General features: G+C 43.1%; 13 protein-coding genes. 5 read left to right on the top strand and 8 right to left on the bottom strand.

The genetic code is table 11. From position 1 onward, the window contains the following. The first annotated feature begins 12 nt into the window (after window positions 1-12). The gene (locus KJS58_RS20880) at window positions 13-714 is read left to right on the top strand and encodes a hypothetical protein (RefSeq protein ID WP_213535411.1); all 702 of its coding nucleotides are present in this window, start codon (window positions 13-15) and stop codon (window positions 712-714) included. Between the two features lie 123 nt (window positions 715-837). Here KJS58_RS20880 and corA read toward each other — a convergent pair whose 3' ends face one another. The 4 genes from corA to KJS58_RS20860 all read right to left on the bottom strand — a co-directional run bounded on the left by corA (window position 838) and on the right by KJS58_RS20860 (window position 5,136). Beyond that, entirely contained in the window at window positions 838-1,797 is a 960-nt protein-coding gene (corA, locus tag KJS58_RS20875) for a magnesium/cobalt transporter CorA (RefSeq protein ID WP_213535409.1), read from the bottom strand. A 307-nt stretch (window positions 1,798-2,104) separates the two neighbouring features. Next, the gene (locus tag KJS58_RS20870; RefSeq protein WP_213535457.1) at window positions 2,105-3,091 is read right to left on the bottom strand and encodes an inorganic phosphate transporter; all 987 of its coding nucleotides are present in this window, start codon (window positions 3,089-3,091) and stop codon (window positions 2,105-2,107) included. A 20-nt stretch (window positions 3,092-3,111) separates the two neighbouring features. After that, window positions 3,112-3,729: a DUF47 domain-containing protein gene (locus KJS58_RS20865; RefSeq protein ID WP_213535407.1), complete on the bottom strand. Its 618-nt coding sequence runs from the start codon at window positions 3,727-3,729 to the stop codon at window positions 3,112-3,114. A gap of 321 nt (window positions 3,730-4,050) precedes the next feature. After that, entirely contained in the window at window positions 4,051-5,136 is a 1,086-nt protein-coding gene (locus KJS58_RS20860) for a DUF3048 domain-containing protein (RefSeq protein ID WP_249717726.1), read from the bottom strand. A 316-nt stretch (window positions 5,137-5,452) separates the two neighbouring features. Here KJS58_RS20860 and KJS58_RS20855 point away from each other — a divergent pair, with 316 nt between their 5' ends. Both KJS58_RS20855 and KJS58_RS20850 read left to right on the top strand, forming a co-directional pair. After that, on the top strand, window positions 5,453-5,980 hold the full coding sequence (locus KJS58_RS20855) for a DoxX family protein (protein WP_213535406.1): 528 nt from the start codon (window positions 5,453-5,455) through the stop codon (window positions 5,978-5,980). Between the two features lie 178 nt (window positions 5,981-6,158). Further along, window positions 6,159-6,371, top strand: a complete 213-nt coding sequence (locus KJS58_RS20850) for a hypothetical protein (RefSeq protein ID WP_213535405.1) — start codon at window positions 6,159-6,161, stop codon at window positions 6,369-6,371. Between the two features lie 71 nt (window positions 6,372-6,442). Here the strand turns inward: KJS58_RS20850 and KJS58_RS20845 are convergent, their stop codons facing one another. Further along, window positions 6,443-7,225 carry a DODA-type extradiol aromatic ring-opening family dioxygenase gene (locus KJS58_RS20845; RefSeq protein ID WP_213535404.1) on the bottom strand — a complete coding sequence of 261 codons (783 nt, stop codon included), beginning with the start codon at window positions 7,223-7,225 and terminating at the stop codon, window positions 6,443-6,445. A 102-nt stretch (window positions 7,226-7,327) separates the two neighbouring features. Beyond that, window positions 7,328-8,158, bottom strand: a complete 831-nt coding sequence (locus KJS58_RS20840; protein WP_213535403.1) for an alpha/beta hydrolase family protein — start codon at window positions 8,156-8,158, stop codon at window positions 7,328-7,330. Window positions 8,159-8,353: 195 nt separating this feature from the next. Here KJS58_RS20840 and KJS58_RS20835 point away from each other — a divergent pair, with 195 nt between their 5' ends. Further along, window positions 8,354-9,100, top strand: a complete 747-nt coding sequence (locus tag KJS58_RS20835) for a DUF1129 family protein (protein ID WP_213535402.1) — start codon at window positions 8,354-8,356, stop codon at window positions 9,098-9,100. Between the two features lie 75 nt (window positions 9,101-9,175). On the opposite strand, the gene dhaK is transcribed toward KJS58_RS20835, so the two are convergent. Together dhaK and KJS58_RS20825 are read right to left on the bottom strand one after the other, a co-directional pair. After that, entirely contained in the window at window positions 9,176-10,933 is a 1,758-nt protein-coding gene (dhaK, locus tag KJS58_RS20830) for a dihydroxyacetone kinase subunit DhaK (RefSeq protein ID WP_213535401.1), read from the bottom strand. Between the two features lie 5 nt (window positions 10,934-10,938). Further along, a complete protein-coding gene (locus KJS58_RS20825; RefSeq protein WP_213535399.1) occupies window positions 10,939-12,072 on the bottom strand; it encodes a glycerol dehydrogenase in 1,134 nt (377 codons plus the stop codon). Window positions 12,073-12,333: 261 nt separating this feature from the next. Between KJS58_RS20825 and KJS58_RS20820 the strand changes: the two genes are divergently transcribed. Continuing rightward, window positions 12,334-13,359 carry a PocR ligand-binding domain-containing protein gene (locus KJS58_RS20820; protein WP_213535398.1) on the top strand — a complete coding sequence of 342 codons (1,026 nt, stop codon included), beginning with the start codon at window positions 12,334-12,336 and terminating at the stop codon, window positions 13,357-13,359. Window positions 13,360-13,443 lie beyond the last annotated feature (84 nt).

The raw sequence follows: 13,443 nt of genomic DNA, 5'->3' as shown, positions 1-13,443 counted from the left end.
AATGTGATGAACATGTCTCAGCAATACCATGGAAGACGCAGCCGGCAGGCTCGTGCTTTACGAGACCCGCAGCAGTATACCCCCTATCCAGGTATTCCACAGTACAATAATACTCAGCCCATGCCTGTACCCGCGACTCCCCCTTACTCTTTGCAGTCCTATAATCAGCCCCAGATCGTACCTCAGCAACAGGGAGCACCTTTATATCCAAGCCAAAATTTTGCTCAGCAACCCCCCGTATATCCTGCAAACCAGACAGCACAAGAGGATACGGCCGCTGTTACAGACACAGCAGAAGCTGCTGCAGGAGGCGGGATTCTTAACAGCCTAAGCGGACTCGGCGGCAATCTCAAAGAACTGAAAGGGTTCATTGATCGTATGGGCGGCATTGATGGCATTATGGATGGAATGGGAAAAGTTCAAAGGGTCGTTAACGGAGTTCAGCAGATGGCTCCTATGTTCAAACTGGTTACAGGTCTTCTGCCGTTCGGCGCTGCCGCAGCTGCAAAAGCAGCCAAAGACAGTACTTCTCCTCCGCCCCCGCTATATGAGGAAGAATATTATACACCGAAACGGCGAAAAAAGAGAAAAAAATCAAACTCCAAAAGCAAAAGCGGTTCTTCTAAAAAATCCAGCAGTAACTCTTCCGGTAAAAAAAAGAGTAAAGAAGCCAAAACAAAGGCTTACTACCCCTCAGCAACCAGAAGATATTAATTTCCACGGTTCCCTACAAGACAGCTCATAAGAGCACCCTCTTTTACCTTAAGGGATGGGTGCTCTTGTGCTATTTTTTCAGTTCTTCTTTCCATATCGGTCAATCTAAATCTTCTATTTATCCTACTGAAACCACCCTCGTTTTTTAAACCAGAAGATCATTCCTGCACTAAGCAGTCCCATAAACAGAAGAACACTCAAATACCCATACTTTACTCCCAGCTCTGGCATGTGTTCAAAGTTCATCCCATAAATACCTGCAATCAAAGTTAGTGGCATAAATATCGTTGTAATTACAGTGAGTGTTTTCATAATATTATTCATACGGTTTGAATTCAGTGAGATATAACTGTCTCTGAGGTCCGCTGTCATTTCTCGATCTGCTTCGAGCATATCGGTAAGCTTGAGCAGATGATCGTAGATATCTATAAAATACAGCTTATGCTCACTTCCACCTTGGATCCTGTGGGAATGAACTACCCGATATAACAAGTCTCTCATCGGCACAAAAGTCCTTCTCAGTCGCAGTAACCTGCTTCTCAGCATAAATACTTGATTCATCAGCTCATCAACAGGTTCATTACTGCTTCGTCCCTCCAGCTCCCCGAGCTCATCTTCAATAGCAAAGAGAATCGGAAAATACCCATCTACCAGCTTATCCATCACGGTATAAGCCACAGCTACAGTAGCTTTACTCCAAATGGTTCGTTCTCCCGCATGTTCTGCAATCCACTCCCACGCCTGATTGATCTCCTCCAGTTCATCATGATGATAAGAGACCAGGTAATTCGGGCCTAGGAATAAATCCACCTCAAGCGGCTCTGCATCTCCCATGCGAAGGGCGTGCAGTACGAGAAAATATACATCATCATAATAATCAAGCTTAGGACGCTGAAGTACATGCAGACAATCTTCAACAGCGAGAGGATGAAAATGAAAATAGTCAGTAAGCAGCTGAGTCTCTTCTTCGGTTGGACGGCTAAAGTCGGCCCATACAAACGTGTAATCCTGAAGATTCATCTCCTGCAGCGGCTGATTCATGACAACCTCATGCTCCTGAGTTATTGCCAGTGTACGAATCAAGGGAGCTTCCCCTCCATTTCAAGTATCCATTCCTAGAAGTTATGTACTCATTCTTTATTACACTCTATAAACCTGTAACCGATAACTATGTTATTCACAAACTCACAAGATCTTTAGCCGCATTCCGGCTGTCCACAAGTGGATAACTTCTATAATGCTATTATCTTCAGGAAAATGTCCCCATATTCACAGAGTTATGAACATTTTCCACATAAAGGCGTGAAGAACCCAAATAACTCGTAATAAAGTATCCACACTTTACGAGTTATTTGGGTTCTTCTTATATATAAAACCACATTTATGATGTTTAGAAGAACAAGTACATAATTACACCTGCAAGAACTCCGGTAATCGGGATCGTAATAAACCAAGTAACTACAATCCGTCCTGCAAGAGACCATTTGACGGCTGAAAAACGTTTCGCAGAACCAACACCGAGAATCGCTGATGTAATCGCATGTGTTGTGCTTACTGGTAAATGAAGCAACGTAGCTGAGAAAATTACGGAAGCAGCTGAGAAATCCGCTGCAAAGCCGTTAATCGGCTCAATCTTGAAGATTTTCGTACCCATCGTCTTGATAATTTTCCATCCACCAATGGCTGTACCGCCCGCCATCGCTGTTGCAGCTGCAATCTTAACCCACAGCGGAACTTCCATATGATCCTGAACGCCGCCGGCAACGAGGGCAAATGTAATAATCCCCATCGCTTTCTGTGCATCGTTCGTTCCGTGTGTAAAAGATTGAAGGGCAGCTGTGAAAATCTGCATTGTTCGGAATCCTTTATTTACCGTATGCGGACTGCGTTTCGCAAAAATATACTTCAGAATCGTCATCACCACATACCCAATCGCGAACGCGATAATCGGCGACAAGATCAGACCTTCTACAATGCTAGTGAATCCAGACCAGTTCAGCTTCCCTGGTTCGCTGATGAATACAGCCCCCGCCAGTGCACCAATCAGTGCATGGGAAGAGGAAGACGGAAGTCCGAACCACCAAGTGACCAAATTCCAAATAATCGCGGCAATGAGCGTCGCTATAACAATATTGATCCCGTTATCTAGTTTCGTGGGATCAGCTACGCTTCCCCCAATTGTTTTCGCTACCCCTGTAAATAACAGGGCTCCAATAAAGTTCATACTGGCTGCGAGAAGAATCGCACGACGCGGCGTCAATGCACGGGTAGATACCGAAGTTGCAATGGCATTGGCTGTATCATGAAATCCATTGATAAAGTCAAAGGCCAAAGCCAAAAAGACGACGATCCCTAGAATCCATACTGGAGTTACCATATCCATATCTCACATACTCCTTATGAATTCCGCATAATGATGGACTCAAGACAGTTTGCAACATGTTCACAGGAATCTGTAGTTGCCTCAAGGCGCTCGTAGATTTCTTTACGCTTAATCAGCTCGATTGGATCCTGTACGGAAGCAAACAAGTTTTTAGTACAGATACGAAGAAGCTCGTCTCCTTGATTCTCTAGATCATTCAGACGAATCGTATACTCACGGATCGCGAGCAATTTTTTCTGTGATAAGAGGTGAACCGCCTTCTGAATTTCATAAGCAGACTCACGAAGAATTTCGGAGAACTGAATGATATACTCGTCCGCTTCTTTCAGATCGTACATATAGAAACGGGAAGCCGTTGCTTCAAGTCCATCGAGTACATCGTCAAGTGTTGTCGCCAGAGCCATAATATCATCACGTTCAATCGGTGTGATAAATGTTTTATTAAGCTCTTTGATGATCGTATGCGTATAGTTGTCGCATTCGGTCTCGTACTTTTTCATTTGGTCAGTGAACTGAACCATGTTACTTAGATCGCCGGTGTTCTGTGCAAAGTAGTCTGCAGCTTGTACAACGGTATTCGCCATATTTTCGAGTGACTCGAAAAAAATATCTTTTTTCTTCTTAAAAGCCATTTTTATATCCCCTTCACAGAAAGATTACGTGAAATTTAATGAAAAGAAATGACAACAAGTGATATCTTATCACACTTTTCATTGTGTTTACATAAAAAACGAACGATTTTTACAATTGAATTATTCAACTTTTGTCGTAGACTGACCAGTGCTGACACATATTATCCAAATACTGTTTATAACGTATATCATTGTCTTGTTTCTAGTACCCTTTGTTCTTACTTTCAAATAAAATAAGCTAACCCTTTTATCCGTCAGGACCTGAGAGGCTTAGCTTATTAATGGACATTGTTTATGAGTAAATTTGTAATTCTACTTTTATTACGGTGTACGAATGAGGACATGTTCATCAAGCGGCGGTACATTGGTCACAATACTTAAGAAGGTTTTTCCGGGCACAAGCGGCAGTTCTTTTCCTTCTTTTGTCAGACGGATTAGATCCCCCGCTTTCTTAGACCATTTCGCATGGATCACTTTCCCTTGCTGAAATAACATCGCATCTCCGCCAGAAGTAAGATCAACACTGAGTCTCCCCACATCGTCCAGTACTTTATGGGCTGTGGATAATACGATAATGTTGGAAGCTGCGAGTCTCTCCCCATTATCTGCATCGATATCTTCTTTTCCCTCTACACTTCTTATATACGTACTTGTAGACTCGTCGTAATCATAACTTACCTCGTAACTGCTAGTTAAATAGGTAATATCAAAATGGAGAGCTTCTTCTCCCTCCACCTGCGCTCCTTCTTCTAAATAGTTATACACAGGTGATTTATTCTCTTCCGAATATCCCCGTTTCGCAGCAGCTTCTCTCAGCTGATCCAGCGATGAATATAAATTATGAGGTGCCTTGCGATCACTGCTTCGGAAATAGTAGGGACCTGCATTCGAAATTTCGTCCAGATAAGGCTTCCCCTGTTTTTGCAAAATAGAATAGGCTGCCTGACTTCCTCCGGCATGAGCAAGAATACTGCCATAGCTTTCTCCAATCTCTATTAGGTAAGGACGAATGCTGCGAATCGGACCTACCGTTTCCGTCGTACCCTCACTTTGAAAAATAGCAATCAGCCGGGTAATACCACCCTCAGCAAGCACTTCATAGATCTGATCGGCATGACTTAGTCCCGATTGGGGTCTAGCAGCGGGCGCGTTATTAATCATCACCGCAACGGGCCTCTTCTCTGCAGGTTCTTCTACTTTCATCCCCGTTAAAGGAGCCGTATAAGCGTAGTCTTGTTCTTGATTCTCTTGGGGCGAATCTGTTGGATCTGTTGAATCTATTGATTCTGTTGGTGCTTCCATTTCAAGCGCTGAAGGATCCGCAAGTTCCGATGATTCGGCACGGCAGGCTGTAAACACAACCAATAAGAACATCAATAACGCCACAAGTCTCCATTTTTTATGCAAACCGATTTTTCCCCCTCCGTTTGTCCACTCTAATGAACATGGTCATATCATTTATTTAATCATACCAGCAGAGGTTTTGTCCCTATATGTTGTAAATTTGGAAATAATAAGGATGGAAAACAAGGTAAATAAATTCTTTTTTTCTGTTTGTGAAAAATATCACAACTATGTCAAGGAATTTATTTTAATATAAAGACATCGAAAGAGTGATCACTTTTACAGCAATAAAAAAAGTCACATCAGTAATAAAGCAACCGCAACTTGGTTGCTCGGCAATATCTTAATAGACCATAAAAAAATGGATGGAGTGGTTTCTATGTTTACAACATGGATTAGAGAAAATAAAGTAGCAATGTGGTTACTAACTGTACTGCGTATCTATATCGGTTATGATTGGATGACTCACGGATGGGCTAAACTTAGCAGCGGCGGTTTTGATGCAAGTGGCTTTATCGGCTATGCAATCACCAATTCGACTGGTGAGGGTGCAACCGTTCAAGGTTGGTGGGGAAGCTTCCTTCAAACCTTTGCTCTGCCGAATGTAGGACTATTCAACGTCCTTGTACCGCTTGGTGAGTTCCTTGTTGGTCTTGGTCTCATCCTTGGATGTTTCACTACTTTCGCTGTACTGATGGCAATGGTAATGAACTTCGCTTTCCTCTTCTCGGGTACGGTAAGCACGAATGCACAGCTGATCCTGCTTCAAATGTTTATCCTGGTTGCTGGATTTAACGCAGGTAAAATCGGTCTTGATAACTGGGTGGTTCCTTACATCCGCGGTCTGTTTGGTAAATTTAGAAATAAAGACAAAGCAGTTCATATTAAAACACAGCAAAATTATTAATCAAAATAATACTCGATATATTATGAAATTGATTCGCTTACATCACCATATCTTTTAGTGAACAAGTTCCCTGAATACGGGAGCTTGTTTTTTTGCCTATAAGCACGCTTTGCCTATGTTATAATTTCTATTAAAGAAAAGTCTATCGTTTCATAATTAACTACCTGGAGGTGTGTGTATGGCTGTTAATCGCCGCCTGAATACCGATGCTGATTTCGAAGAAGCAATGAACGGCAAGAAGCAAATTCGAGTATTTCAAGATAATCATCAGATCAATAACGGAGGACAGATTATTCGGTTTGATCAGAAGACGATCGTGATTCAGTCCAGTGTCAGTGACCTGGCCTATCATGGACGGAATGAATGTGAATTCTTCGAGATCAAAAAGTAATTCTGTTTAAATGATAAGAAAGGCATCCCATTTGATTAGGGATGCCTTGTTTTATTTTATAAAGGTAAGACTTACGTTGTTCCAAACTGCCAGCAATTCAAGCTGAGACTGCCATATTGATAGGCCTGAAATTTCCTTTCCGCCTTTCGATCTGTATCAGCTGCGCCCATGGCATAGAACAAAGGAGCAAAGTGCTCTGAAGCATAAGAAGGAACGGCATCCTGAGCATTTGGTGCTTTTCTCTCGTAAGCAAACAGCTCTCTAAGGTTCCACTGTTCAAGACGCTCTGCAACCCATTCATCAAATTCCACTGCCCAGGCCTCAGGCTCGTCTTGCTGACTCAGCTTCCTCAAATTATGAACTAGTCCTCCGCTGCCAATCAGTAGAATTCCTTCATCACGAAGCGGGGCCAGCATACGTCCAATATGATACTGTTCCTCCGAAGAACGCTGTGAATCTACAGATAAGGCGACTACCGGAATGTTCGCTTCCGGGAACATATGACGAAGAATGACCCAAACACCATGATCGAGTCCTCTGTCTTTGATTGTTTTCACAGGAAGGTTCGCTTCTTTGAAAATTCCGCATATTCTCCTAGTTAATTCAGGATCACCTTGAGCGGGATATTCCAGTTCATACATCTCGCTAGGAAAACCATAAAAATCATGCATCGTGGAATGATGCTCGTCCATCGATACGGTCTGCACAGGCTCATCGAAATGCGCCGAAAAAACGGCAATGCTTTTGGGAAGGGGCATACGGGTACCGAGTTCTCTAAGGAAAGCAGTATACTCGTTATCCTCCACCGCAAGGGTAGGTGAACCGTGAGCTATAAACAATGTAGGTAAGGTCATCGCTGCCAAGCCTCCAGACACAGGTATAATGGTTGCCCCTTTATTTTAACGCTAGAATGTAAGAATTCCAATCATTTTCAGGGAAAATTTCATAATTTTTCATTAGATCATCCAGTGCTGCCAGTCCTCATCTATCCGATTCTGTTCAGCAAGCCAGGCACGGGTCCGTTTGATAAGTTGCTCCCGTTCTGGTCCCGATGAAAACGTATGGTTTCCCTGAAAAATAATATCCTTATCACAGCGTCCCGTTGAACGCGTCCAGAACACTTTCTGAAATAAAAAAGCATAGTCGACCGGAATGGTATCATCACTTGTTCCATGCGCAATAAATACATCTCCCGTAAATTTAGCAGCCTCCTGAAACGGCTGAAACTGAGCGAGCGAATGAAAGAACACCGGACTAAAATTATAACCGAGATGATCTGCGCTTCCTTCTTTTACAGACTGATCATAGGTACTGCGGCCCGTAATCTTCACGATATCATTGAAAGGATAACCTACTGCAGACCACATGATCAGCCTGTTCACACGCTTATCTCTCACCGCTGTAAGCAGTGCTGTCGCTCCGCCAAGGCTATGTCCCAGCAGTGTGATTCTCTTAGGATCAACGTCACAGCACTGGATTGCATAGTCGAGAACCGTGCGTGTCTGATTAATCATCGATTCAAGGCCTTCCGCTCCATACTCTCCGCTGCTTTCACCGCAACCAATATAATCAAAACGGAGCACTAAATATCCATCTTCAGCAAGTTCCCGGCTCGTTTTTACAAAAAGACGATCCACACCAATCCGACTGCCTACAAAGCCGTGACATATAATAATAAGCGGTACACGTGAAGGACGTTCTCCTTCTTGCAGTTCAGGCACGACAGGATAATGAATTGTCGCAGCAAGTTCTTCCTCACCATGACGAATAACGATTTGTCTTTCCATAAAAACGCCTCCTAAGAATGAAATATATCTATTTATTTAAATCCGATAGGTTTAATATGAATTAAGGTAAAATTAGTGTAGCATCCACCTGCTTAAAAAGTCAATCAAACCTTTTTCTGTATCCATTTTTGCGAATTAAGGTATCCTCCCGTATAATTTATGAGCAGAGCCTGTACTCCGAAGGAGAGAACACGAATGAAACCGAACAACAAACAGATCATGCTGCTCCGAAATCGCAAGAATACTTTTCTTGGGCAAATGAAGGAAAGTACCTTAGCCTTTTATGAGACTTTCTCTATGCATGTCAGAGACACGCATATTCCAGCACAGAAGCAGGAAGAATTGCTCCTAGATGCTGCTAAGCGCCTTGTAGAAGCACAAAACAAAGGGGATGCACCTGATTCCATCTATGAAGGTAATCCGCTGGGATACATAAAAGAACTAGATCAAAAATACAGACCGCACACCGGTACGGAGTGGGCTTCACCAAAGGACACGAAGGCCGAAGAATCATCTTCTGCGACAGAGGGAGAAACCCGAGGCATTTCATTCAATCTACTGATTGCTTGGTCTGCGATATCGATTGTTTTTGTACTCATGGGCTTCATCGGTTTAGTAACGGAATGGAGCGGTCAAGACCCGACTCCCTATACTCGAATCAGCTTATTTACTTTAACTCTTATCGCAGGCGGAGCCATTGTATTGATTCAGGTGCTGCTTTCTTTCAATAACGAAACCGATGATGTTCAATCCTCTGTAAGAAAAAAAGGGTTTCAGCTTGCATCTATGCTCAAATATCTCATCGTCGTTGTAGTGATTCTACTACTAGGGTATACGCTCGGAAAAGTACTCCCTGTCATTCAGTTTTCTTCTATTACCCTTCTAATCATTGGACTCATTGGTCTTGTTTTGATCTATCCGATCTTTGTTCGTAAACGATAAAAATAAAACAAAAGGCTGTCTGCGTATCGATAGGTAACGATACGTAGACAGCCTCTTTTTATAGATAAGAGCTCGTTATTTCATTGCTTCAGATAACTCGGTGAAAATAAATCCGATGGCATAAGCTCCCGCATCTGGATATCCAATGCTTCGTTCTCCGACCGTTCCTGCTCTTCCCATACGAGCAACGATTTCTTCGGTTTTCTTCGCACCATCCACCGCAGCTTGTGCAGCTTTCTCAGAAGCAGTCTTCAAATCCTCTCCTGCTTCCGCACTCTTCTGCCAGGAATCAGCCATAGGTACAAGCGCATCAATGAGTGTCTTGTCACCCACCACTGCTCCGCGTCCAAATGATCTTTCCCCTGTATCCTGGATTCCCTTCACTACAGCAGAGAACAGATCAGCAACGTCCTGCACCCCAAGAACTTCTTTCTCGCCTGCACTTTTACTTGCTGCGCGGAAAGCCGATCCCCAGATTGGACCTGAGGCCCCGCCGCATTTCTCCATAATAATGAGAGAACATGCATCAAGGAATTCAGACATGCTGGAACTTTTCTCTAGTACGTGATCCCATTCTTTTTTGAGTTGTTTAAATCCGGTTGCGATACTTGTACCGAAATCACCGTCTCCTGCATGAGAATCAAGATCACAGAAAGGTCCCTCATTTTTAATAATGATTTCACTCATCTTGTCGATATAATAGATCAGATTACTCAGAGAGAACTGCTCATTTTGTACCTTCGAATGTTCCTCCGAAGTTTCTACGGTATAAGATGCTTCCTTACCGCCATCTGCTTGAACTTCTTCCACTTTGTCTGTATAGATCACTTCTGTTAGAGGTCCTCTCATGGTAAGCGCCGGTGTCTCACACTCTACAGCAAGCAGATTCTTTAGTTCCTCATCAAGCTGCATCAGTGACAAGGATGCGCCTGCCATATCAATACTTGTCATATAGTCACCAACGAGAACCTTCATCACCTTTTTGCCTCTTGCCTTCATCTCTCTCATGACTGCATTATTCAGCAAATACAGTTCCTGAAGCGGTGAGCCTCCAAAGCCATTAACGAGAACAGCATACTCATCTTCACCATTTGGGTCCATATGTTTCAGCAAATCTTCAACCATTCCGCCGGCGAGTTCATCAGCAGAAAGAATTTTCTCGCGCCGAATCCCTGGCTCACCATGAATACCTACTCCATATTCCATCTCATCCTCGTTCAGTTGGAACGTAGGGCTTCCTTTCGCAGGAACGGTACAAGAAGTCAGGGCAAACCCAATACTTTTCGTACGGTCAGCTGCTTTTTGTGCCGCTTCTTTAACTTCTGCCAGAGATTTGCCCAGTTCTGCTGCAGCTCCCGCAATCTTATGAACAAATACGGTACCTGCTACACCTCGCTTACCTACCGTGTACAGGCTGTCTTCCACTGCAATATCATCTTCTACTTTTACGTAGTCAACGGTAATTCCGTCTTCTCGTGCCAGATGGGCAGCATTACGGAAGTTCATGATATCCCCGCTGTAGTTTTTAATAATAAGCAGCGTACCTTTGTCACTGCGTGACCCACGAAGCGCTTGGTAGACTTGAATCTGAGATGGAGAAGCAAATACGTCTCCGCAGACGGCTAAATCAAGCATCCCTTTCCCTACAAAACCTGCGTGGGCCGGTTCATGACCGCTTCCTCCGCCGCTGATCAGCGTGACTTTGCTCGGGTTAAGTTCTTTTTTCGCAATGATTTTATATCTCGAATCAAATGTAAGTTCTGGATGAGCGAGAATCAGACCGCTCGCCATTTCTCTTACAAGTGTTTCCGGTTTGTTCATTATTTTTTTCATATCGCTCACCCTAACTTTTGTTTATATTCTCGTCCAATTTGGTCAGCAACCATGATGGAAGCAACGACTGCTTCTTCGGTTACCGGGAATGGCATGGAATGAATCGATTCCTCTGGAATACATGCTTTTCTTGCTACTTCTTTCAGTTCTTCCACTGTCACTGTATCAACGCCGATATCAGCAAGACATACGGGAAGTCCGATGGATACACAGAAAGCAAGAACTTCGTCCAGCTCTTCTTTCGGTGCATTTTCAAGCACCAATTGAGCGATGGTACTGAACGCTACTTTTTCACCGTGGAAATAATGATGGGTGCCCTCAAGTGCAGTAAGTCCATTGTGAATCGCATGGGCTGCTGCAAGACCTGCACTTTCAAAACCAAGTCCGGACAGCAAGATGTTCGTCTCTACAATATTCTCAAGCGCTGGAGTCACTAAGTTGCAATCACATGCAACCTTCGCATTCAGACCATCTTCGAGCAGGGTTTCATAACATAGTTTTGCAAGCGCAAGCGCTGCTTTTGTACCGACTACTTTAGGAGCGCTTCCGTCAAGTACACCACAAGGGAGACCTGCATTCACACTAGAGTAAGATCTAGCCGTTGCTCTTGCTTCAAAATACGTAGATAGAGCATCTCCCATTCCGGAAACCAGGAAACGAGTAGGTGCATTCGCAATAATCGTAGTATCAATCATGACCACACTTGGACTTTGTTTGAAGTAAGCGTAATCATCAAATGCTCCATCTTCGGTATAAAGTACAGCAGAATGGCTTGTAGGTGCGTCTGTTGCAGCGATCGTTGGTACGATAATGAGGGCTTCACCTTCAGCTACACACTTCGCTGTGTCAATGGCTTTCCCTCCGCCAAGGCCAATCGTACAGTCACAATTTTTTTCTTTAGCGAGTTCTTGTAGTCTAGCGATCTCCTCGCGGGTACATTCTCCGCCGAATCCACCTTCTACAAGAGTTACATTAAATTTATCTGAAGTTGTGTTCAGTTGTTCTTTTACACGAGCGATATCATCTGGATGGGCAATCAGTAACGCAGAGTCACCAAATGTACGAATAAAATATCCTAAATTTAAAAGTTCATTTTCACCTTGTACATATTTCGTTGGACTAATAAAAGCTCTTCTCATCATTATTACCTCCTAGCAAAATGGTTCTTCTATCTTTTTTCTGCTTCTCTATCTGTTTTCTGTTTCTCTATCTCTATTATATTTTTTACCCAATCTCATTACATTGAACTCCGATTACTAATTAAAGCGTTTTCTTATTGTGTTTTTTTGCACTAAGCTGTTATAAATTGTACTTTTATGTACTTCACTTCTGTAAAAAGATATACTATAAGAAGAAATTAAGCATCTAACTTCAATTTTTCACTTTAGGAGTACACCACTATGAAACCAGTACACTTCCATCTGAGTCAAATCATTGATATAGATAAATGGCATGGGCTTCAAGACTCCCTCTCCCTTGTAACAAAAATGGCGATCATTACTGTCGATTACAAAGGTGTCCCTGTGACGAAGCACAGTCATTGCCAGTCTTTCTGTCAGGCTGTGCGTAAAGACGAGATGCTGTCTGAGTACTGCCAGAAATGTGATGCCAGGGGCGGGCTTGAGGCCGTTCGAACGAACAAACCCTACATATATTCCTGTCATTTCAATATCGTGGATATTGCCATTCCGATCCTCGTTGATGGTCAATATGTGGGTGCGATTATGGCAGGACAGATTAAGCTGACCGATCAGGAATTATATCTTGAACAGATTGTGAATCGACCCGAGAATACGGAAAGCCGGGCTAAATTTAAAGCACTTGAAAAAGAATATAACGCGCTGCCGCAGCTTACTTACGATGAGGTGGCCAAAGCGGCAGAAATGCTGCTTCAGCTTTCTACTTATATTGTTGAGGAATCCATTCAGAAGAATGCAACCATCGAGATGTATAAAAAGGCGCTGTCACAGGACATGCCGCTTACAATTCCTACTCACGTTCCATCCGTAAAAGCATTTAAAAATATGGAAGCCATGCAGCATGAGCTGGTTAACACGATGATCGACAGCAAAATCAAGAAATTCACAACACATGATTTCCATACAATGAATCCATTGCTTACCCCAGCATTTGAGTATATTTATCATCACAAGAATGAGAATATCACGCTGCAGCAAATGGCAAAATTATGTCACGTGAGTCCAAGCTATTTCAGCCGGATCTTTACAAAAGAAACCGGAGAGAATTTTTCTGTATTTGTACCTAGGTTGAAAATGGAATGGGCAAAACAGCTGCTTGAAGAAACCAATCTTCCGATCCATCAAATCAGCGAGGATTTGGGGTATACGGATGCGGGATATTTTATTAAAACATTTAAGAAATTAGAAGGTCTAACCCCAGCGGTGTATCGCAGAATGATTCGGTAATCTCGCGCCTTTATCTACAAACGCAAGGCAAGCATAAAAGCCGGAACCATACTCCATGGTCCCGGCTTTCGTTCATCATTCCCT

The sequence above is a fragment of the Paenibacillus sp. J45TS6 genome (assembly GCF_018403285.1).
GTDB lineage: Bacteria > Bacillota > Bacilli > Paenibacillales > Paenibacillaceae > Paenibacillus.
This window is presented reverse-complemented; position numbering and strand designations above follow the sequence as displayed.